This is a genomic window from Rhizobium leguminosarum (assembly GCF_002953715.1).
Classification (GTDB): Bacteria; Pseudomonadota; Alphaproteobacteria; order Rhizobiales; family Rhizobiaceae; genus Rhizobium; species Rhizobium leguminosarum_V.
On the sequence record NZ_CP025012.1, the window covers coordinates 1,985,972 to 2,007,902 of the forward strand.

22 protein-coding genes are annotated in these 21,931 nt (G+C 60.8%); 11 read left to right on the forward strand and 11 right to left on the reverse strand.

Annotated features, from left to right (window positions below):
* Window positions 1-3 precede the first annotated feature (3 nt).
* On the reverse strand, window positions 4-450 hold the full coding sequence (locus tag CUJ84_RS10120; protein WP_105006088.1) for an iron-sulfur cluster assembly scaffold protein: 447 nt from the start codon (window positions 448-450) through the stop codon (window positions 4-6).
* A 307-nt stretch (window positions 451-757) separates the two neighbouring features.
* On the opposite strand from CUJ84_RS10120, the gene folE reads away from it, so the two are divergent.
* From folE to CUJ84_RS10135, 3 genes are all read left to right on the forward strand, one after another.
* Window positions 758-1,372, forward strand: coding sequence for a GTP cyclohydrolase I FolE (folE, locus tag CUJ84_RS10125; protein ID WP_003559608.1), 615 nt, complete (start codon window positions 758-760; stop codon window positions 1,370-1,372).
* Between the two features lie 25 nt (window positions 1,373-1,397).
* Complete coding sequence (gene hisI / locus CUJ84_RS10130; RefSeq protein WP_018242117.1) at window positions 1,398-1,850, forward strand: phosphoribosyl-AMP cyclohydrolase; 453 nt, start codon at window positions 1,398-1,400, stop codon at window positions 1,848-1,850.
* A gap of 116 nt (window positions 1,851-1,966) precedes the next feature.
* Complete coding sequence (locus CUJ84_RS10135) at window positions 1,967-2,929, forward strand: patatin-like phospholipase family protein (protein ID WP_105006089.1); 963 nt, start codon at window positions 1,967-1,969, stop codon at window positions 2,927-2,929.
* A 68-nt stretch (window positions 2,930-2,997) separates the two neighbouring features.
* Here the strand turns inward: CUJ84_RS10135 and CUJ84_RS10140 are convergent, their stop codons facing one another.
* Window positions 2,998-3,432, reverse strand: a complete 435-nt coding sequence (locus tag CUJ84_RS10140; protein ID WP_018242119.1) for a CBS domain-containing protein — start codon at window positions 3,430-3,432, stop codon at window positions 2,998-3,000.
* 91 nt (window positions 3,433-3,523) lie between these two features.
* The gene (locus tag CUJ84_RS10145; RefSeq protein ID WP_105006090.1) at window positions 3,524-4,315 is read right to left on the reverse strand and encodes a rhomboid family intramembrane serine protease; all 792 of its coding nucleotides are present in this window, start codon (window positions 4,313-4,315) and stop codon (window positions 3,524-3,526) included.
* 264 nt (window positions 4,316-4,579) lie between these two features.
* Between CUJ84_RS10145 and CUJ84_RS10150 the strand changes: the two genes are divergently transcribed.
* The 7 genes from CUJ84_RS10150 (at window position 4,580) to CUJ84_RS10190 (ending at window position 11,669) form a co-directional block, all read left to right on the forward strand.
* Complete coding sequence (locus tag CUJ84_RS10150; RefSeq protein WP_105006091.1) at window positions 4,580-5,224, forward strand: PAS domain-containing protein; 645 nt, start codon at window positions 4,580-4,582, stop codon at window positions 5,222-5,224.
* A 124-nt stretch (window positions 5,225-5,348) separates the two neighbouring features.
* A complete protein-coding gene (locus CUJ84_RS10155) occupies window positions 5,349-5,960 on the forward strand; it encodes a PilZ domain-containing protein (RefSeq protein ID WP_018072182.1) in 612 nt (203 codons plus the stop codon).
* 642 nt (window positions 5,961-6,602) lie between these two features.
* The gene (pip, locus tag CUJ84_RS10170; protein WP_105006092.1) at window positions 6,603-7,577 is read left to right on the forward strand and encodes a prolyl aminopeptidase; all 975 of its coding nucleotides are present in this window, start codon (window positions 6,603-6,605) and stop codon (window positions 7,575-7,577) included.
* Between the two features lie 374 nt (window positions 7,578-7,951).
* Window positions 7,952-8,557, forward strand: a complete 606-nt coding sequence (locus CUJ84_RS10175) for a transglutaminase-like cysteine peptidase (RefSeq protein ID WP_003559625.1) — start codon at window positions 7,952-7,954, stop codon at window positions 8,555-8,557.
* 204 nt (window positions 8,558-8,761) lie between these two features.
* Window positions 8,762-9,547, forward strand: a complete 786-nt coding sequence (locus tag CUJ84_RS10180) for a hypothetical protein (RefSeq protein WP_105006093.1) — start codon at window positions 8,762-8,764, stop codon at window positions 9,545-9,547.
* A 134-nt stretch (window positions 9,548-9,681) separates the two neighbouring features.
* Complete coding sequence (locus tag CUJ84_RS10185) at window positions 9,682-11,280, forward strand: serine hydrolase (RefSeq protein WP_105006094.1); 1,599 nt, start codon at window positions 9,682-9,684, stop codon at window positions 11,278-11,280.
* A 113-nt stretch (window positions 11,281-11,393) separates the two neighbouring features.
* Window positions 11,394-11,669 carry a hypothetical protein gene (locus CUJ84_RS10190; protein WP_105006095.1) on the forward strand — a complete coding sequence of 92 codons (276 nt, stop codon included), beginning with the start codon at window positions 11,394-11,396 and terminating at the stop codon, window positions 11,667-11,669.
* 90 nt (window positions 11,670-11,759) lie between these two features.
* Here the strand turns inward: CUJ84_RS10190 and CUJ84_RS10195 are convergent, their stop codons facing one another.
* The gene (locus tag CUJ84_RS10195) at window positions 11,760-12,197 is read right to left on the reverse strand and encodes a DUF1489 family protein (protein WP_105008146.1); all 438 of its coding nucleotides are present in this window, start codon (window positions 12,195-12,197) and stop codon (window positions 11,760-11,762) included.
* A gap of 61 nt (window positions 12,198-12,258) precedes the next feature.
* A complete protein-coding gene (locus CUJ84_RS10200; protein ID WP_105006096.1) occupies window positions 12,259-13,662 on the reverse strand; it encodes an L-serine ammonia-lyase in 1,404 nt (467 codons plus the stop codon).
* Between the two features lie 355 nt (window positions 13,663-14,017).
* On the opposite strand from CUJ84_RS10200, the gene CUJ84_RS10205 reads away from it, so the two are divergent.
* Window positions 14,018-14,455 carry a VOC family protein gene (locus CUJ84_RS10205; protein WP_105006097.1) on the forward strand — a complete coding sequence of 146 codons (438 nt, stop codon included), beginning with the start codon at window positions 14,018-14,020 and terminating at the stop codon, window positions 14,453-14,455.
* A 1-nt stretch (window position 14,456) separates the two neighbouring features.
* Here CUJ84_RS10205 and CUJ84_RS10210 read toward each other — a convergent pair whose 3' ends face one another.
* From CUJ84_RS10210 to CUJ84_RS10235, 6 genes are all read right to left on the reverse strand, one after another.
* Window positions 14,457-15,656, reverse strand: a complete 1,200-nt coding sequence (locus CUJ84_RS10210) for an acyltransferase family protein (protein ID WP_105006098.1) — start codon at window positions 15,654-15,656, stop codon at window positions 14,457-14,459.
* Window positions 15,657-16,094: 438 nt separating this feature from the next.
* A complete protein-coding gene (locus CUJ84_RS10215) occupies window positions 16,095-17,729 on the reverse strand; it encodes an FGGY-family carbohydrate kinase (protein ID WP_105006099.1) in 1,635 nt (544 codons plus the stop codon).
* Between the two features lie 52 nt (window positions 17,730-17,781).
* Window positions 17,782-18,510 carry an SDR family oxidoreductase gene (locus CUJ84_RS10220; RefSeq protein WP_105006100.1) on the reverse strand — a complete coding sequence of 243 codons (729 nt, stop codon included), beginning with the start codon at window positions 18,508-18,510 and terminating at the stop codon, window positions 17,782-17,784.
* 21 nt (window positions 18,511-18,531) lie between these two features.
* Complete coding sequence (locus tag CUJ84_RS10225) at window positions 18,532-19,782, reverse strand: sugar ABC transporter permease (RefSeq protein ID WP_199788801.1); 1,251 nt, start codon at window positions 19,780-19,782, stop codon at window positions 18,532-18,534.
* A complete protein-coding gene (locus CUJ84_RS10230; RefSeq protein WP_105006101.1) occupies window positions 19,779-20,597 on the reverse strand; it encodes an ATP-binding cassette domain-containing protein in 819 nt (272 codons plus the stop codon). The genes CUJ84_RS10225 and CUJ84_RS10230 overlap by 4 nt, the downstream gene beginning before the upstream one ends.
* A 74-nt stretch (window positions 20,598-20,671) precedes the next feature.
* Window positions 20,672-21,718: an ABC transporter substrate-binding protein gene (locus CUJ84_RS10235; RefSeq protein WP_105006102.1), complete on the reverse strand. Its 1,047-nt coding sequence runs from the start codon at window positions 21,716-21,718 to the stop codon at window positions 20,672-20,674.
* Window positions 21,719-21,931 lie beyond the last annotated feature (213 nt).

Here is a 21,931-nt window from a genome sequence, read left to right on the forward strand (position 1 = left end):
CAGTTACGCCTCGACAACTTCCGCCCGTTTTGCATCGATCTGCCCGATCGCGTCAACGACCGCATCGAAGGTCAGCATCGTCGAGGCATGGCGGGCCTTGTAGTCCCGCACCGGCAGCAGATAGCGCATGTCTTCGAACCGTCCATGGGGGCCCGCCCCGTCCGCCTTCAACATGGCGAGCATGTCCTGGCGGGCCTGCCGCAATTCGTCCGAAGTGGCGCCGACGACATGGCGGGCCATGATCGAGGACGAGGCCTGGCCGAGCGCGCAGGCCTTCACGTCATGGGCAAAGCCGGTCACGGTGTCGCCATCCATCTTCAGCCAGATCCGCACCTTCGAGCCGCAGAGCTTGGAATAGGCCTGGGCGGTCGCATCGGCATCATCAAGCGTGCCGGTCAACGGAATATTGCCGGCGAATTCGAGGATTTTGCTGTTGTAGATATCGTCCATGCTGGATTTCCGCTCCAAAATCACTGCGGATCGGCCTTTATGGGGGCGTTATTGTCATCAAAACAAAAAACACACCGTGTCGTCTGAGGATACTTACATACGATGGCCGTCTTCCTATATGTATGTCGTTCGAAGGCCATTAAAATGCAATGGCCTCGTGTAAGTTTGATTGGGAAACCGTGCCGGACGGGCTGAACTTGCCCTGAAAGCCCCGGAGCCTGCCAAAGGTGCATGAATTCCCGCATGGGATTGACCAGTGGCGATTCCGACAGATGGGTCCGCGGTGCGGACCAGGAGACCATTGTTCATGGACGCCATCGTAAAGAATTTTCCGCAGACGAACCGAGACTCGGATCGCCCCTCCCAGCAGGAGGCGGAGGAAGCCGTTCGCGTTCTGCTGCGCTGGGCCGGCGACGACCCGACGCGTGAAGGCCTGCTCGAAACGCCGGCCCGCGTCGTCAAATCGTACCGCGAACTCTTTTCCGGTTACGACATGGCGGCGGAAGACGTGCTCGGCCGCACCTTCGAGGAGGTCGCCGGTTACGACGACATGGTCCTCGTCAAGGACATCCCGTTTTACTCGCATTGCGAACACCACATGGTGCCGATCATCGGCAAGGCCCACGTCGCCTACATGCCGGACGGGCGTGTGCTCGGTCTGTCGAAGATTGCCCGTGTCGTCGAGATCTATGGCCGCCGCCTGCAGACGCAGGAAACGATGACCGCGCAGATCGCCCGGGCAATCGACGATACGCTGCATCCGCGCGGTGTCGCCGTGTTGATCGAGGCCGAACACATGTGCATGGCGATGCGCGGCGTTCAGAAGCAGGGCTCGACCACGTTGACGACCACCTTTACGGGAACGTTCAAGACCGAGCCGGCCGATCAGGCCCGTTTCATGACCATGGTGCGGAGCCGCTGATACCGGCTCCCTCAGGAGGGCCGCGATGAGTCAACTGATCTTCAATCAACCATCCGAGGACAAGTCGGCGTTGGAAGACGCCGGCGATTTCACGCCGCGTTTCGACGACCGCGGCCTGATCACCGCGATTGTCACCGATGCTGGCGATGGCGAGTTGCTGATGGTGGCGCATATGAATGCCCAGGCATTGGCGCTGACCATCCAGACCGGCACGGCGCATTATTTCAGCCGTTCGCGCGGCAAGCTCTGGAAGAAGGGCGAGACCTCGGGCAATCTCCAGACGGTGAAGGAAATCCGCACCGATTGCGATCAGGACGCCATCTGGCTGAAGGTCGAGGTCGCCGGCCACGACGCCACCTGTCACACCGGCCGCCGCTCCTGTTTCTACCGGACGATCACGCTTCAGGACGGAAAGCCGATGCTTGATATCGTTGACGACGAGCTTCAATTCGATCCGCAGGATGTCTACGGAAAATAACCCGAATTCGCCGCCATTTGCTCCTTATTGCGCCAGAAACCGCTTCTATATACCATTTGGAAACTGATCGGGCACACTATCGGAAATCACGTGTTCTGCTGGGAGGGGAGAGCGCCATGTTGAGCTGGAGTCTGCATCGTCAGAGCTCTGAAGGCGAGGGTTCTGGTTCCGGCATGTCGACCACGCTCGATATGCTTCCGCCTCCGGCGCCTCAAAAGAAAATCAAGATCGCGCTCGCGCTCGGCGGCGGCGCTGCCCGCGGCTGGGCCCATATCGGTGTGCTGCGCGCACTCGACGAGGCAAAGGTCGAGATCGGCATGATTGCCGGCACCTCGATCGGCGCGCTGGTCGGCGGCTGCTATCTCGCCGGCAAACTCGATGAACTCGAAAGTTTCGCGCGCTCGCTGACGATGCGCCGTATCGCAAGTCTCCTCGACCTCACCATCGGCGGCAGCGGCCTGTTCGGCGGCATGCGGCTGACCAAGCGCATGCAGGAACATCTCGAAGGGCTGAACGTCGAGGATCTCGACCGGCCGTTCGTCGCGGTCGCGGCCGAGGTCAATACCGGCCATGAGGTCTGGATTGCCAATGGTTCGCTGATTACGGCGCTGCGCGCCTCCTATGCCCTGCCCGGCATTTTCGAGCCGGTGCGCAGCAATCACCGCACGTTGGTCGATGGCGCGCTGGTCAATCCCGTCCCTGTCTCCGTCTGCCGCGCTTACGAGCAGCCGCTCGTCGTCGCCGTCAATCTCAATTACGATCTCTACGGCCGCTCGGCCGTCGTCCGGCATAATGCCAGCCTCTCTCCGCAGGAAGTGCAGAAGCAGGAAGAGGCGCCCTATGCGCGCCTCGGCATGACCGGCGTCATGGTGCAGGCCTTCAACATCATCCAGGACAGGATCGCCCGCGCCCGCCTTGCCGGCGACCCGCCGGATATTTCGCTGCAGCCGCGTCTCAGCTATATCGGCCTTTCCGAATTCCACCGGGCTGGCGAGGCGATCGAACGCGGCTACGAGGAAGCCAGAGCCCGGCTCCCCGAGATCAAGCGCATGCAGGAAGTCTACGCAAGCAACCCCTGATGCACGTCGTCCAAAAGCGCGTGGCGGTTTGGGACGACGACATTAGTCTTGCGAGGCAGGCGAAAACCTCAGCCGGCGATATAGGCCTTGATTTCCTCGGCCTCACGCTCGACTTCGGCGATGCGCGATTTCACCACGTCGCCGATCGAAATGATGCCTGCAAGCTTGCCATTGCTTTCCACCGGCACGTGACGGAAACGGCGGCTGGTCATCAGCTCCATCAGCTCGTTGACTGTCGTCTCCTCATGGCAGCGGTAGACCTTCGCGGTCATGACCTGGGCCAGCGACTGGTCGAGGCCTTCCTTGCCGTGTTTGGCGATCGCATGCACGAGATCGCGCTCGGTGAACATCCCCGAAATCCGGTTCTCCATGCCGACGACGACGATGGCGCCGATCTTCTTCTTGCTGAGGATGGCGGCCGCCTCGGCGACGGTGGTGCTCGGCCCGGCAGTGATGACGTCCCTGCCCTTCAGGTCGAGAATTGCTTTGACTGAACTGGTCATTCGAACCTCCTATGTCCGTGAAACACTTGTCACAGGCATCCGCGGCGGTTTCTCCCCCCATCGCGGATAGGTAGATCGTGCACTGCCCGGCTCAGGATTGCAACATATCCTTCTCGGTTCCGTCAGGTTCCATCACCGGCGGGCGCGGCGCCCGGTCGAACAGTGAAAACAGCAAGAAGCCGAAGACGAATCCGCCGATATGCGCATCCCAGGCAATCGCCTGGTCGCTGTCGCCGACGAGCGGGATGCCGACGGCGATCAGCGCGTTACCGACCAGCCAGAGCAGCATGAAGATGATGACGGTGCGGCTCTTCAGCGCTCCGACGATGGAAAGCCGGGGATTGAGATGCGCCGGCGCCATCGGCCGCCGTTCGGCCGGAAAGGCGAATCGGCAGGCGGCGCCCATCAGCCCGGAGATGACGCCTGACGCGCCGATCAGCAGCGACACGTCCCCCCAGTTGAGCACCGCGTGCAGGGCGGCGGACGCGACGGCGGAAAAAACCCAGAAGAGCACGAAACGCAGCGTCCCGATGCGACGCACGACCGGCGCGCCGAAGGCCATCAGCCAGAAGGCGTTGAAGAGAATATGCTGGACGCTGCCGTGCAGCAGCGAATAGGTGACAGGCGTCCAGAACAGCTCCGGCCCCTGCTGCGACAGCGGAATCACATAGCGGGCGGGAACGAAGCCGAAGGTGAAAAACAGCCAGTTCAGCGCATCGTCGGAGAGCAGGAGTTCCTGCACCACATAGATGACACCAAGCAGGCAAAGACTGAAGAACAGTGCCGGTGGGAGGTTGAAGACCGGTTCGCGCGGTGGCCGTGCCGGCGGCTGGACCTCGGGAGGTTCGGGCGCCCTATGCGGCTCGGCCGTCTGCTCATTCATCTGTGTTTCGCCTCGTTGAGGCCACAGCCATACAGGAGCGACTGTCAAAAAAAAAGCCGTCCGAAGTGTCGGACGGCATACCGGGAGCTCCAGGAAAAGACCTCGACCCGGGCAGGTTGTGCTGAACTTCGAAAGTCGAAGCGATGGCAGGACAGTGTCACGACAGGCACCGCATCTCAACCGAAACCATCTCTTAACCTTAACCGCCGTGATTTGGCATGAAATCCGCAAGGTAGAGTCTGTACGGGCAATGACTGCCCGAAAATGCTCCGGAATGGGACAGGTTGGTGTGAAATGCGTGTGCAAACGACCATCGAAATTTTTGACTATTGGAACCGTATCCGCGGCGCTGCCGATGCGCCGCTGAAATCACAGGTCGAACCCTCAGCCGTCCCCCACCTGCTCCAGAGTCTGTTCATTCTGGAGAGGCGCGAGGGCGGAGACATCGGTTTCCGGCTCGCCGGCACCCGCATCTGCGATCTCTTCGGGCGTGACCTGCGCGGCGAACGTTTTTCGTCTCTCTGGGCAAATGGTCAGATCGCCGACATCGAACGCACGGCGATGGGCGTCATGGACCATGCCATGCCGGCCCTGTTCAATGCCACCGGCTACAGCACCGTCGGTCATCAGGCCTCCTTCGAGATTATCATGATGCCGCTGCGTTCGCCGGACGGCGCCTGCGACAGGCTGCTCGGCGCGATCGCGCCGGCAGTAGCCGCGAGCTGGCTGGAGATCGTACCGCTCGAATTCCTGGCGCTCGACCGCAGCCGGCTGCTGCCCGGAAAGTTCGACAAGCCAGCACCGGCCAAACTGCGCCCCATCAATAGGATCGTCGCTGGCAAAAGCATCCATTTCGGGCGGGTCATGCGCCGCATGGTGTCACAGCTGCTGAGCGTGGAGGCTCGCTGACGGTCCCATTTTAGGACATCTGATATACTCGTTTTCCGCTATGTCGGGACTGGGCGAAACAACCTTCTGTTAATGGATTGTGGGTAAAGATCGGTCTCTGCGATTTTCATGAAGAAGCCCTTTGATGCACTCGTTCCAGCCAGCTCAGACGCAACGACCTGCGCCGCGCCCTGAACAGGGCGTTTTCCAGCGCGTGCCCATCAATATGCAGGGCCGGCTGATGCTTGCGAACTATGAGGAATTCGAATGCATGGTGATCGACATGTCGCCTGGCGACATGTACGTCACCTGCCCCGGCCGGCCGCGCGCCAACGAACGCGTCGTCGCCTATATCGACCATCTCGGCCGCGTCGAAGGTTATGTCCAGACGATCGATGGTCGTGGCTTCACCATGTCGATCAACGCCACCGATCGGAAACGCGAGAAACTCGCGGCCCAGCTCACCTGGCTTGCCAACAAGCATGAACTCGGCCTGCCCGAGGATCGCCGCCACGACCGTCTGACGCCGCGCGACACGAAGACCGAGCTGACGCTCGAGGACGGCACGCGTTATTCCTGCCGTATCATGGACCTTTCGCTGTCGGGCGCTGCCGTCGACGTCGAGATGCGCCCTTCGATCGGAACGGCCGTGCGCCTCGGCAACATGCGTGGTCGAGTCGTACGCCACTTCGTCGAAGGTGTGGCGATCGAATTCCTGTCGATCCAGTCCCGCGAGACGCTGCGGGAATTCCTTTAGAGCCTTTCCTGGTCAGATTGAAGCATTCTGTTGGCTCAAACGGAGTCGGATGGTCGACCGGCCGGCGCACGTCGTAGCCCAGTTCTACGGCCAAGCCGGCCGGTCGATCAGCCGGCCCGTTTCAGCCAACCCGAAGGGCCGCGCATCTTTCCGCCAGGGCAGAGGCGATCGGCTCGAACGTACCTTGGGGTATGCCCTTCGCCAATCGCCTCTGCCCTGACGAAAACCTGCTTCCGCAGAATGCTTCAAGCTGACCAGAAAAGGCTCTAACCGCTGCTGAAATAGGCGCTGCCCTGCCGCGGATTCCGTGGCGGCTGCAATTCTCGACGGACTTCCATCGAACGCGATTGCCAGGTCCGGTGCGCACCCGGTCAGGTCGTGTTGAAAAGCCTGCCTTCACGGCAACAGCCTTGCAAGCGGCAACAAATCTGGCTTTGGAAAGCCAGCGCGAATTCATGTCGCAAGTCGTTCCACCCAGTCGGTTGACATATTATGTGTGGAACAAGCTGCGACACCGATCGGCATCCAGTTCGGTCGCCCAAAATTGTGCAGTGTTTTGCGTCCGGCAGTGCTTCGCCCTCGCCCGTCTTCCCCTCGTCTGCGATATGACGGATAAGGTTCGCTTCGACCGCAGGCGCACCGATGTCAGCTCTCTATCCGGAAATCGAACCTTATGATCATGGTCTGCTCGATACGGGCGACGGCAACCTGATCTACTGGGAGGCCTGCGGCAATCCGACGGGCCGCCCGGCGCTGGTGTTGCATGGCGGCCCTGGCTCCGGCTGTTCGACCACGGCGCGCCGCCATTTCGATCCCGATGCCTACCGAATCATTCTGTTCGATCAGCGCAATTGCGGCCGCAGCCTGCCGAGTGCTGCCGATCCCGAAACTGATCTCTCCCTCAACACCACCTGGCATCTCGTTGCCGATATCGAACGGCTGCGGGCCTGTCTTGGCATCGACACCTGCCTGCTTTTCGGCAATTCCTGGGGTTCGACGCTGGCGCTCGCCTATGCCGAAACCCATCCGGAGCACGTCGCCGCGATCGTCCTGTCAGGCGTGACCACCACCCGGCGCTCGGAAATCGACTGGCTCTATCGCGGCATGGCGCCGCTCTTTCCGGAGGAATGGCACCGTTTCCGCCAAGCGGTTCCCCCAGGCAGCCAGGAGCGAGACGAGGACATGGTTGCCGCCTATCATCGTCTCCTCAACGATCCCGACCCGGAGACACGCCTCAAGGCGGCGCGCGACTGGCATGATTGGGAGGCGGCCTCGATTCTGCTCGCCGATCCCCAAGGCCTGCCGCGCCGCTGGGCCGATCCGGCCTATTTGCTGACGCGGGCCCGCATCATCACCCACTACTTCAGCAATGACGCCTGGCTGGAGGACACCCAGCTTTTGAAGAACGCCGCGCGCCTCGCCGGCATCCCCGGTATCCTGCTGCAAGGGAGGCTCGACATCGAGGCGCCGCTCGTCACTGCCTGGGAATTGGCCCGCGCCTGGCCGCAAAGCGAGCTCAGCATCCTTGCGCATGCTGCCCATTCCACCGCAAATCCCGATATGAGCGCGGCAATTGTCGCTGCCACCGATCGATTTCGCGATATCCAGCAAAAATAATTTCACGCCGGAATCGGGGATCTGAGCGATATTCTGCTTTTGAATCGGCCGAATCGGCCCATTCCGGCGGCATCGCCGGCCGGCTGTGCGCTGCCGCAGATCGCCAGCCGGCAGCTGAGATTTACCCGGCTCAACGAAAATCCTTAACATGAGGACGGCAACGCAACCTTTTCACGGGCGAAAGCCTTGTTGCGTGGATTACAATTTTAATCGATTTCGAGACAAATCCGCGTCAAATTTTATGCGCATTCGAATCTGTTTTTAGTCAAGTTTTCTCGGCATTTGAATCAACTAAGCCTTTAATTCTATTGCGTAATTTTGCGTGAGATAAAAACGTCTGTGCCATTGTCACCTCAACTTACGGGGAGACGGCAATGACAACTGCGAATATCCTGAAAGGCGGCCTTCTGGCCGGCGCCATCATGATGGCAATGGCGGGTTCGGGACAGGCGATGCCCGCCAGCATGGTACTGGCAGGCAATGCCAGCCCGCCGATCGGACACTACGAATTCTGCAAGGCGAATCCGACGGAATGTGTCGAAGTCGGCGGCGATGCCGGGCCGGCCATTCTCACCGAGGATCGCTGGAAGGAAATTCTCAAGGTCAACTACACCGTCAATTCGACGATCCAGCCGATGACGGATGAGCAGATCTACGGTGTCGAAGAGCGCTGGGCCTATCCGCGCACCGTCGGCGACTGCGAGGATTACGCGCTGCTGAAGCGCAAGATGCTGATCGACGATGGTTTCTCGCCGTCCGACACGCTGATCACTGTCGTGCTGCAGCCGAATGGCGAAGGCCATGCCGTGCTGACCGTCCGCACCGATCACGGCGACTTCATCCTCGACAACATGCGCAATAAGGTGCTGCTGTGGTCGGATACCGAATACACCTATCTGAAGCGCCAGTCCGCCGACGATCCGGCCCGCTGGTCGAAGCTTCAGGACGGCCGCGCTGTCGCGGTCGGTAGCGTCAAGTAAGAACAGCCTGCCGGCCAATGCCGGCTGCTGCCTGCGGCCCGGTCAGTCCCCGCATCCCGTCCCCGACCGGTGCCCAAGAGCCGTTCCCGCTGTCCCGGGAACGGCTCGCCCCTTTTCAAGCCCTACCTCACCAGCATCTTAGCGAATTGTTAACCCTACCGGTCCGATCATGGCGATGAGATTCATCATCGGCACCGGCGGCTCATGTTCTTCCTGCGGCGGACCGAAACCCGAAGAACCGCCATGAGCCATGCCGCGCACAGCGCACCCGACGAGCAGCCGCTTCTTTCCATGGGGTTCCTCCTCCGCACGATGGCGGTGATCTCAGTCCTGGCGGTCCTGACTGTTGCCATCAGCATCGGCGGCCGTTGGTTCGGCAGGCATATCTCGCTTGCCGGCAACACCGACAGCACGGTTGAAATCAAGCTGGCCATCGGCCGCGACATCGTGAAATTCCCCGAGAATGCCATCCGCTTCCCGAGTCAAAGGCACGAAGGCGCCGCCGAGCGCGTCGATCTCTACCTCGCATGGCCTGAGATGCAGGGCTACGGCAAGGAAAACCACCTTCGATTCGACGATATCGCCCAATCCTCCGGCCTGATCTTCCTGCAGATCACCCAGAGCACCATGTCGCGCGACATGTCCGGGCGGCTGGAACCGATCTATTTGCATCTGCTCGAAGGCCCGGCCGAGCCCTTCCGCGACGGGCTGACGCTGCATCGTCTTCGCGCCGATGCGGGTTACGGCGATGAAGTGCTGCTGACGGCGCCCGTCAAGGGCGGGCAGGATTACGTCGTGCGCTGCATCTTGCCTTCAGCCCCGGATAAGGCTGCGGGCGGAGATTGTCAGCGCGATATCAAGGTCGGTAGGGATCTCAGCGTTCTCTACCGTTTCTCAAGCAGCCATCTCGACGACTGGGAACATATTGATGCCGCTATCCGCACCTTTGTGGAAGCCCGTCTTGTGAACCGTTCTGCGACAAGTCCCTAAAATGCTCTCCGGACAGCGAAATAAACGATTCATCATAAACGGATTGGTAACGCCCAACCGGTAATTTTAGAAGACGAGCTGTACGGCGGGAGGTGTGCGGTTCCTGCCAAAATCTGAAGTGCCAAATATCTGAAATGCAAGCGAAGAGTGGAATAGTGTCAAGGTCAGTCTCCTCCGTATCATCGTCCCGATCCGGCAGTTTTTTCGCAAAGCTGCTGGCGATCCTTTCGGTGGCCGTCACGATCGTCCTGGTCGATTCGGTGAATGCCGACGCGGAAGCGGCAAATCCGAAATATGCAGGCATCGTCGTCGACGCCAAGACCGGCAACGTTCTCTACAGTGAGAATGCCGACCGGCTGCAATACCCCGCCTCCCTGACCAAGATGATGACCCTCTACATGACCTTCGAGGCGTTGGAGCAGGGTCGCATCCGCCTCGATACGCCGGTCCCCTTCTCCGCCCATGCGGCAGCTCAGGCGCCGACCAAGCTCGGCGTGCGCGCCGGCGGCACGATCACCGTCGAGCAGGGCATTCTCGGCCTCGTCACCCTGTCTGCCAATGATGCCGCAACTGCGCTCGGCGAAATGCTGGGCGGCGGCAGCGAGGATCGCTTCGCCCAGCTGATGACCGCCAAGGCGCATGCGCTCGGCATGACGCGCACCACCTATCGCAACGCCAACGGCCTGCCGAATACGGCGCAGATGACGACGGCGCGCGACCAGGCCCGCCTCGGCATCGCCCTTCGACAGCATTTCCCGCAATATTACGGCTATTTCTCCACCCGCGCCTTCAAGTTCGGCAGCCGCACGATCCGCAGCCACAATCGCCTGGTCGGTTCAGTACGCGGCGTCGACGGCATCAAGACCGGTTACACGCGCGCTGCCGGTTTCAATCTGGTGAGCTCGGTGCAGGTCGACGGCAAGTCGATCGTCGGCGTCGTGCTCGGCGGCGCCTCGACGCCTGCCCGCGATGCCCAGATGCGCAATCTGATCGCCAGTTACCTGCCGAAGGCATCGAGCCGCGGCGGATCGTCGGCACTGATCGCCCAGGCAGCCCCTGCCCCGGCGATGATCGAGACACCCGCTCCCGTCCAGCCGCAGAAGGCCCAGCAGAAAGCCCAGCCGCAAATTGCCCAACTGCAGGTCGCAAAGACGATCACCGCAGCGCAGCCGCCGATCTCAGCCGCAGCCGATCTCAGCCTGCCGCACAAAGGCCCGCTGCCGGATGCGCGCTATCAGGTTGCCGAGACCGAAGTCGCCTATGCCGAGACCGCTCAGCCGAAATCCGACAATCCACTGGTGGCGCAGCCGATGCCGGCGCCGACCAAAGTCAAGACCATGACCTTCAAGCAGCAGGCATCGGTCACCGTACCGACGCCGGCACCCGCCTATATGCCGCCGGAACAGGGCGATACTTCGGTCGATGAGGTCACCACCGCCTCGACCACTCCCTCCCCGGCTCGTGCTGCTTCAACCAGCGACGGTCCGACCGGCTGGGTCGTGCAGGTCGGCGTCTCGCCGAGCCGGCAGATGGCCATGGATCTTCTGGAAAGCGCCAAGAGCAAGGGCGGCAAGGCTCTGGCCTCGGCGAAGCCCTTTGCGGTCGCCTATGCCGCTGGTGGTGACCAGCTTTATCGCGCCCGCTTCGGCGGCTTCGATGACCAGCGCGATGCGGTCAATGCCTGCAAGGCCTTGAAGAAGGCCGGCATCAAGTGCTGGGCGGCTGCCCAATGAGCTATTCGATGCTGCCTGCAAGATGGCCGGCGGCATCGGTGACGGCCGGAATCGGTGTTTGCGTTTCCGGCCACCGTTCTTGAACTCGATCAGTATTGCGTACGGGGAAAACAATGGCGATCAATGAGAATGTTCCGGGAATGCCTTCAGACCGCCGCACGGTGGCCAAGGGGCGCTCATCTCTGCATCCGCTGCACGAGGCGGCCTTGCGCCTTGCCGAGATCGGCCTGCAGCGGCCGAAGGCGAAGTCTCCGAAGACCCGGGATCTCATCAATCTGCTGCTGTGCCATGGCGCCCGCGCCTGGCGTTACTCTCAGCCCGAAGCCCGCATCCATCTGCATGTGACCTCGCCGGACGGCAGCGCGCCGGTGCAACTGCGCCTGCGCTGAACTGCAGAACGCCGCGCGTCCGAAAAGACGCGCGGAGAATGTTTAATCCGCGCATAAACCTTTCCGGAAACCGGCTCCGATTTTCGGGAATTAGAGCAGACCAAGGTCCGTAAGCTCGCGGCGGAGATCCGCGGGCATTTCCGCAACGCCGGCGCCAAGGCTTGTCAGGTCGCGCGGCACGTCATCCTCAGTGTAATAACGCCAGCCCTGGAACGGACGCTTCGGCTGCACGGCCGTCTCGATGACCTCCGGGCCGAGCATCAGGCGGCAGCGCGAAATCCCCTCGCCGTCGGTGAATGTCTCGATGTCGAGCAGCTTCTGCCTCGCCTGCACCTGCCCCTTGATCACCCAATAGAGCGAGCCGCCGTCAAGCAGCTCCTCCATCCGTTTCGGCGCCATGCGCGTCGTGTGCACCGAATGCGGCTCAAGGCCGGCGGCGATGGCGCGCAATGAGCGTTCCGCCACCCATTCGCGCAGATCGTCTATCGAGTCGGCGCCGACACAGAGTTTGATGAGATGCAATGCCATGCTGCCGTTGAAATCCTTTTGGCAGCGAGCGTCAAGCTTCAAGCATCAAGCATCCACAAACTCAGCATTCGACGACGTTGACGGCGAGCCCCCCGGTCGAGGTTTCCTTGTATTTCTCGCTCATGTCATGCCCGGTCTGGCGCATTGTTTCGATGCAGGCGTCGAGCGGCACGAAATGCTGGCCGTCGCCCTTGATGGCGAGCGAGGCTGCCGTGACGGCCTTGACGGCGCCAAGCGCGTTGCGCTCGATGCAGGGAACCTGCACGAGGCCCGCGATCGGATCGCAGGTCATGCCGAGATGATGTTCGAGCGCGATTTCGGCGGCGTTCTCGATCTGCTCCGGCGTTCCGCCCATGACCGCGGCAAGGCCCGCGGCAGCCATCGCCGCCGCCGAGCCCACCTCGCCCTGACAGCCGACCTCGGCGCCCGAGATCGAGGCATTGTGCTTGATGATGCCGCCGATGGCGGCAGCCGTCAGTAGATAGTCGCGGATGCCATTCTGGTCCCAGTCCTCGTGGAAATGCTCGTAATAGCGGATCGTTGCCGGAATGACGCCGGCCGCGCCGTTGGTCGGCGCCGTGACGACGCGCCCGCCGGCCGCATTCTCCTCGTTGACGGCCATCGCATAGACGCTCAGCCAGTCGTTGGCGAGCAACGGGTTGATGCGGTTGCTGCGCCATTCCTCTTCCAGCTTGTCGTGAATCCTGCGCGCGCGCCGCTTGACGTTGAGACCGCCCGGCATGATGCCCTCGACCTTGAGGCCGCGCTCGATGCAGGAACGCATCGCCTCCCAGATGCGGTCGAGCCCCTGATCGAGCTCCTCGGGGCTGCGCTGACTTTCTTCGTTCGCCCGCTTCATCTGCGCGATCGAAAGCCCGGAGCGCTCTGCCATCTCGAGCATCTGCTTGGCGGTGGAGAAGGGATAAGGTACGCGCGTGCCGCCAACCGCGTTCTTCTTCGCCCGCATCTGCTCCAGCTCGGTGTCGGTGACGACGAAGCCGCCGCCGACCGAATAATAAATGCGCTTGACGAGCAGCCGGCCGTCCCTGTCATAGGCGGAAAAGACCATGCCGTTGGCATGCCCCGGCAGCGGCTGTTTCTTGTCGAAGATCAGGTCGGTTTTCGGCTGGAACTGATAGCCGGGATGGCCTTCCGGCGTGATGCGGCCGGTGCGCTCCACCGTGTCGACGATGCCGTCCATTTTGTCGGGATCGACGCTGTCGGGCGCCTCGCCCATCAGCCCGAGAATGACAGCCCTGCCCGTGCCGTGGCCGATACCGGTATGGGCGAGCGAACCGTGCAGGCTGACCTTGATGGCTGTGACCTGTGCGCCGGATGACGGGCGCGGCCATTCGTTCGACAGGATCAGCTCGAGAAACCGGTTGGCCGCCGACATCGGACCCATCGTGTGCGAGCTCGACGGCCCGACACCAATCTTGAAGACATCGAATACCGAGAGAAACATGGGTGCGCCTTCTGAAGATGAGCATGCAAGCTTAAGCGAGGTCGGTTTCGAATCCGTGCAGCACACCGACATCGCATGGAGCCGGTGCGACATTCCGGCTGTACACTGGAGCGCCGAGTGTCCAATAGGACGCGCAGGCACTTTGAGTGTGCGCATAATCCTTCACGAAAATCGAATCCGATTTTCGGAGTCATGCGCTGAACCAAGTGTCCGCCTTGCCACTCATTGCTGCATTCAATGAAGCCTATGCGGAGGAAGAACTGGTGGTTGCCTTATCTTGACAGTCTGCTCCGACTCCCAATGTCCTGCTGACGTCGATACTAGACGACACCTTGTAGATTGGGAGATTGGACACATGGCGCTCAAACGGATGGACAACGTGGGAATCGTCGTCGATGACCTCGAAGAGACGATTGATTTCTTTCGCGACCTCGGCCTCGAGCTCGAAGGGCGGGCCATGATCGAAGGAGAATGGGCTGGACGTGTGACAGGACTGGGCGATCAGCACGTCGAGATTGCCATGATGCGCACGCCTGATGGCCACAGCCGGCTCGAGCTCTCCCGCTTCCTCAGGCCGCCTGCCGTTGCGGATCACCGCAATGCCCCGGTGAACGCTCTGGGCTACCTCCGCGTCATGTTCGCCCTTGATGACATCGACGAGACGCTTGAGAGGCTCAGCAAGCGCGGCGCGCAGCTCGTCGGCGAAGTCGTGGACTATCAGGACACCTATCGGCTCTGCTACATCCGCGGGCCTGGAGGGCTTCTCATCGGACTCGCCCAAGAACTTAGCTGAACTATGCGCGAAGCTTCTCGTCGCGTTCATCTTGAATGACCGTGCCGTCTGCTCCATCCCAGGGTTCGGGCGTCGTCGAGATTTGTCGTTGATCGGCCATGGTTGAAGTTGCGCCGCTCTGCAGGCGCTTTTCGATCTGTTGCAGGTTGAGGATCGCGCGGTCCATTTGATCAGCCGGAGTCTCGCGCGAAACCATCCGCGAGCGATTATCCTGCCATAGCAGGACCAGCCGCCGCCGACCGGGAACCTCGATCGTCTCGTGGATGAACCATGCCCCGACTGCCGCAACGAAAAGCGTTACCACGATGAGCGCCGGTTCCGGCAACAAGGCACCAAAAGTCAGACGCGCCAGGAACATTATGGGGACATGAAAAAGGTAAAGTGAAAAGCTGATCTTCCCTAGAAACCGTACTGGTGCGGCTGCCAGGACATGGGCAGCGATGGGCGGCTGTCGAGCGACGAGCGCGACAATGACGGCCGCAGCCACCGCACTTTGCAGGCTCCAAAATTCAGGGGAAAAGCCCGACAAGATATGCCTGTAAGTGAAGAACACCGCCAGAAGGAAAAGCGTTAAAATTCCTGTGAGGGCAGATGGAATCCATCCTTTCCAGTAGGAATGCATCACCCCGGCAATTGCGCCGAAAAGAAAGTAAGGAAGCTTGGAGACGAGCATTATTCCCGGGCCTGGCAATTCAACCAGGCCATCCACGATGACGACCACCGCGAGGCCGACAATCACGCCGCTATAGCGCTGCGGTTGGGCCAGGCAAAGCCACAGGACAGGAAAGAGCAGGTAGAATTGGATCTCGGGTGGTATCGACCAGAAAACACCACTCGAGCCGAGAAGAAAGACATGACGCGCAAAATCTGTGACGCCAACGATAGGCTGAACAAAATCCAGATTTTGCATGATCGACAGCATCGCCACGAAAACGACGGCCGCCAGGTAAACTGGATAGATGCGAGCAAAGCGGCTCACAAGAAAATCCAACACGTTTTCTCTCGTCACCGGCCGTGAGCCGTAGAGATGAGCCATCAGGAAGCCACTCAGAGCAAAAAACAAACCGACAGCTTCGTCGCCCAGCGTCACGAGATGCGGCGCTGTGATTGGAAAGATAAAGCCAATATGGGCTTCAACGACCAGAAGCGCAGCGACACCGCGCAGGCCATCGAGACTGGGAATGTAATCCGGCCGGCTCATGGGTCACTTTTGAATCAGGTTTTCAGTCATGAACAATTGGCTATCACGACTTTACAAGCGGTTAACGCGGCGCCCTGCTCGTGCGCTTCTAGACTGGTGTGGCACTACCAGAGCGGGATTGTTTTGGTCGGAATAGGGATTCCCTTTGCTGTGCAAATCAGATTCACCGTTCTGGCCGGTGAAGAAGGCCGGCCTGGATGGCGAGACCTTTTTCGGATGATCTTCGTGAGCGCGTTGTTGGTGCGGTGACACGTGGTTGTCGTGCCAGACGGCGGGCAAAAGCCGCGGGCGACTGCGGGAGACCACCGGGTCACGCCCGAAGAGTGCCAAAACTACTTCAGCGAAGTCGGATGTGAACGGACCTAAAACAATCCCCGCTCTAGCCGGTGTATTTGCCGGCGGCGACTTCGCGACCGCCGGGGCGGCTTTGAGCAAAACTCAATTATCTTTCAGCCCTCTGGCCAGCTTCTGCAAGTCAGCAAAGGCCGAGTAGCGTTTGGCATGAATCTCCGCCAACACGCCCACCGCCGGCCTATAAACATGCGCGGGACTGCAGAGCCGTTTCATCGCCGAGACTACGTCCGGAAAGGCACCGCCTGCCACCGCTCCAAGGATAGCCGAACCAAGCAGAACCGGCTCTTCCGATACGGTCCCCACCACCGGCGCGCCACAGGCGTCGGCAAGTATCTGTCGGACCAGTTCATGCTGCCCCGCACCGCCGCTGATGACGACGTTCTCGATATGCGCACCGGACTGAGCTTGGGTCTCGATGATCTGTCGCAGACCGTAACCGATGCCACAGAGCCCTGCCACATACAGCGCCACGAGATTGTCGAAATCGCGTTCCATGCCAAGGCCTGCGATCACCGCTCGGGCATGCGGATCGGCAAAAGGTGCGCGATTGCCAAGAAATTCTGGAACGACATGCAGGCCCCTCGCCAGACGTACGGCCTCCGACGTGGTGCCGGCTTTTTCAAAGGCGGCGTTTGCGATCAGGACCGGCAGCGGCACATGTCGTTGTTCTGCCATCCCATGCGCTTCGACTGCGGCGGGATGAAACGCCAGCAGTTGATCGATCGCGGCACCGGCAGCGCTTTGTCCCCCTTCATTGAGCCACATGCCAGGCACCATGGCTGAATAATACGGTCCCCAAACACCCGGCACGAAGACGGGCTCGATGGTCGAAGTCATGGTACAGGACGAGGTTCCGAAGACATAGGCGAGATTGGCACCCGGGCGGCCACCAATACCAACGGTGCCGATGCCGCCAGCGTGAGCGTCGATCATACCAGCGGCGACTGGAGTTCCTGGCAGCAATCCCAAGGCCCTCGCAGCCTCCGCCGTCAGTCCCTGCCCTAGCGGTGTTCCTGGCTCGACGATGCGCGTGCCAATCCGGGCGAAGCCTTCGTCGGCAAGTGACCTGAGACCGATCTCTTGAAAATAGGTCCGGTCCCATCTTTGCTCGTGGGCAAGATAGGTCCATTTGCAGGTCACGGTGCAGGTGGAACGCGCAAGGTCGCCGGTTGCCTTCCAAGTAAGGAAATCGGCGAGGTCGAAAAATTGCCACGCCGCATCGAAGGTTTCCGGACGATTCTCCTTTAGCCAAAGGATCTTCGGCGTCTCCATCTCGGGCGAAATCCGCCCGCCCACATATCGCAGGACATCGTGCCCCATATCGTTGATCCGTTCCGCCTGGGCGACAGCACGGTGGTCCATCCAGACGATAATGTCGCGGTTGGGATCCTCCGATGCACCGACAGCGAGAGGGCGGCCGCCCTCGCCGAGGACGACCAGCGAGCATGTCGCATCAAAACCAAGACCAATGATCGCCGCCGTATCCACCCCGGCAGCCATGACCACCTCGCGGATAACAGTACAGACGGCATCCCAGATTTCAGTACTCGACTGCTCGACAATGGTGCCGGCTTCCCGGAAGAGGGAAATGTCGCGCTTGGCCACCGCCAGCAGCCGGCCCGCCAGATCAAAGAGCCCGGCACGCGCGCTTCCAGTGCCGACGTCGACGCCGATGAGATAGCGTGAGGCGGGCGCTGTGGTGTTCGCTGCGTCGATCATGATGTTGGCTCTTGCATATGTTGGGATGTTGGGAAGATGCCGTCGGCGTCGATTAGAGATCGACGCTGTTGGGCAGGATGACGAGGTCGCGGATGGTGACGTTGCGAGGGCGAGACAGCATGAAGAGCACGGCATCGGCCACTTCCTTCGGCTGCATCAGACTGCCATTGGCAAGCGCTTCCTCCATCTTGGCCTTCGGCCAGTCGTCGAGCAGAGCGGTGACCACCGGACCAGGCAGAATTGCGCCCACGCGTACCCCATCCTTTGCGACCTGTCGGCGGGTCGAATGAACAAAAGCCTGAACTGCGAATTTCGACGCCGTGTATATGGGCTCCCAGACAACCGGCACGACACCGGCAATCGAACTGGTGAACAGGATGTCGCCCGACTTTTGCGCGATCATGTGCGGCAGCACCGCGTGAACCGAGCGGAAGGCGGCGTTGATATTGAGGTTGAGCATCCGGTCCCAGGCATCCGGATCGCCTTCCGCGACCGGACCGCCAATATAGCCACCGGCATTGGCATGGAAGATGTCGAGACTGCCGGCGACCTCGAGAATGCGCGGCAGAATGCCGGACAATTCCTTACCGTCGAGCAGATCGACCACCAGCGGCTTGGCTCGGTCTCCGAGTTCCGAGCACAGCGCTTCGAGCTTGTCCTTGGCCCGGTCGATCAGCACTACGGTTGCGCCTTCCGCCAGCAGGGTACGGGCGCATTCCAGACCGATGCCCGATGCGGCGCCGGTGATTGCGGCAACTTTGCCCTTCATGAGTTCAGCCATGAGATTTCCTCCAGTTTATTGTTAGGCACGGCCATGGCTGACACGCGAACGGCGCGCAAGCGAATCGACGATGACAGCAATCGCCAGCACCGCGCCGGTGATCATGTAGCGCAGGGACGAATTGAGATTGAGCAGGGTAAGGCCATTGGAGATCGCCTGGATGACAATGATGCCGAGCAGGGCCGAGTAAGCGCTGCCACGACCGCCAAACAGGCTTGTCCCGCCGATGACGGCTGCCGCGATCGCATTCAAATTGACGTCGCCGGTGCCGGCCTGCTGGCTGGACGATGCCAGGCGAGATGCCGAGAGGATGCCACCGAGGGCGCCCAGGGTCGAGCACAGCATGAAGGCGCTCAGGTAGATGCGACGGACATTGATACCCGAGCGGCGGGCCGCTTCACGGTTTCCGCCGACGGCGAACATCGACCGCCCCCACTGCGTCTTCGTCAGTGCATAGTTCAAGATGACGGCCAGCGCGACGAACAGGCCGAACATCCACGGCACGCCGCGGCCGAGGTTCAGATAATAAACAGCGAATTCCAGAGCGACCGTCAGCACGGCCACCTTGACCAGGAGATTACTCAATGGTCGCGAGGAGAGATTGACCGATTGCCTGCGTTTGCGAATGGCAAAGCCGGCAATGACCATGACGAGACCCGGCACCAATGCCAGAATATGTGACATCCAGTCCGGCATCACCAGGATCTGACCGAAGCGCACCAGGGGTGAGGCATAGGGAAGATTGATGCTTCCGGTCGCGCCAAGGATATAGAGCTGCAAACCCAGGAGTGCGAGTAGGCCTGCAAGCGTGGCAACGAAGCTCGGCATGCCCAGCCGGTTGTACATCATGGCGTAGAGCGCGCCGACAAAAGCGCCGGTGACGAGCGCCGCGAAGATCGCGACGATGACAGGCAGACCCGAATTGACCCAGAGCACACCGATGATAGCCGATGACAGGCCGCTCATCGAGCCGACAGACAGGTCGATCTCGCCCAACAGCAGGACGCAGACGATGCCGAGCGAGATGATGCCCACCGTCGCGCAATCGAACAGCAGATTCACGAGATTGTTCGGTGCCAGGAAGATCGGGTTGAGAATGCTGAAGACCGTTGAGATAACGATCAGCCCCACCGCCACCGGCAGCATGCCGAGATCGCCGGAGCGAACGCGATTAACAAAACTCCTGAGCATGCCGGCCAGGCCATCATCATGTTTGACCCTGATGTCGCCGCGGTCGAGCGCCTGATCCTTGTTTGACATATTCTCGCTCATGCGATGCTCCCGCTGCTTTCGTTGTGGCCCATCTTACGATCCAGGCGGCGCGACACGGAGTTTTCCGTGGCTCCGGTGATGGATGCGACGAGTTCCTGATTGGATGCGTCTGGAGTGAAGATGCCGTTGTTGCGCCCGAGGCGCAGGACAACGATGCGGTCGGCAACCGCACGCACATCTTCCATGTTGTGGCTGATGATGATGACGCCCAACCCGCGATCACGGACGCGTTCGATGAGGTTCAGCACCTCTGCTGTCTGCGCCACGCCGAGAGCCGCGGTCGGTTCGTCGAGCATGATAATTTTCGGGTCGAGAAGCAGGGATCGCGCGATGGCAACTGTCTGGCGCTGGCCACCCGACAGCGAAGCAATCGGCTCTCGCACCGATGGAATGCGCGCCGCCAGCTCTTTCAAGAGCGTCCAGGCGCGGACCTCCATCGCGATTTCATCGAGATTCCACGGCGACAGTTCATGGCCCAGGAAAAGATTGGCGACGACGTCGAGATTCTCGCAGAGGGCCAGATCCTGGAACACTGTGGCAATGCCGAGTTCAAGGGCACGGCTTGGACTGTCGAGCGACACTTCCTGGCCACAGAACTCGATTTTTCCGGACGACGGCTGGTGCACACCTGCCAGAACCTTGATCAGGGTCGACTTGCCGGCGCCATTGTCTCCGACGAGAGCAACGACTTCGCCGGCGCGCACTTCCAGATCAATATCGCTCAGCGCCGACACTGCACCAAAATTCTTTGAGATATTGGTGAGCCGGAGAATGGGAGTGCCTTTCTCCGGGTTCGCCCTGTGTTCTTGCACCATGGTTTGACGCTCTTTTTAGGTTCGGGGGTATCTCCGGCCACGCCTTGGCGCGGCCGGAGATCTTGGGAGAACTATTACTTGGTAATGCCGAGCTTCTTGCAGCCTTCGGCGTATTCACCGGTGCAGACCTCTTCAGGAGTCTGGATCTTCTTGTCGAAGATTTCTGCCTTGATGTTGTCTGCCGTCACGACGGCCGGCACGAAGAGTTCGGACGGCGTGTCGTAAAGCGAGGTCTTCGCCTTCGGCTTTTCGCCCTTCAGAAGCTGTACCGCCACCTTTGCGGCAGCGGCAGCCACGATTTCCGACGGTTTGGAAATCGTGTTGTACTGGTCGCCGGAGATGATCAGCTGCAAGGCCGCGATCGTCGCGTCATTGCCGGTGATGGGCGGAACAGGGTTTACGCCTGCAGCCTTGAAGGCAGCGATCGCGCCGCCGCCCGTGCCGTCATTGGCGGCGACAACACCCTTGATATCTGCGCCAAAGCGGGTGATCTGACCGGCGGCCCATTCCTGGGCCTTCGGCGGCGCCCATTCCGGCGTGTCGAATTCCGCAAGTGTCTTGTAGCCGGAATCCTTCAGGCCCCGATGGATACCGTCACGGATAAGACCCGCCGCCGCGTCGGTCGGAGAGCCATTGATCTGCAGCAGCCCGGCGCCCTCTGCAACGCCGCCTGCCTTGAGATGCTGAACCAGCGACTCGGCGATGGCATGGCCGATGCCTTCATTGTCGAAGGACACGTAGAAATCCGCCGGCTTGGCAGGGATCGGACGGTCATAGGCAATGACCTTGACGTCCTGGGACTGTGCGATCTCGACGAGCGCAGCCGCAGCGGCCGAGTCGACCGGGTCGATCACGACAACCTTGGCGCCCTGGGCGATGACCGAATTGAACTGCTGCTGTTGAAGCGCCGTATCGGCATTGGCATTTTGGTAGATGACCGTGCATTTCGCGCACAGCTTCTCCATCTCCGCCTTGAACCCAGGATAGTCATGCTTCTCGTAGCGCGTCGACGCCTGGTCCGGCATCAGGAATGCGACCGTAGCGGCCTCCTGCGCATAGGCCGAACCGGCAAACATGGCGGCGGCAGCAACCGACACCATCATCATTGAACGGAATTTCATGTTTTCCTCCTTTTTGAATGCATAAACCCGTGCCGAGAGGCGCGTTCCGGTTTCATGCCCAAGCCTCTCCTCAAGCCGTGCTGCAGAGGCAGCAAAGCGTGCATATCACCGCCCTCGGCGACCAAGTCGACGCGGGTCATGATCGTGGATTTTCCCGGACACCTCCCGGTCGACTCTCCACAGCCAACCAAATTCATCGATTGAGCAACGTTG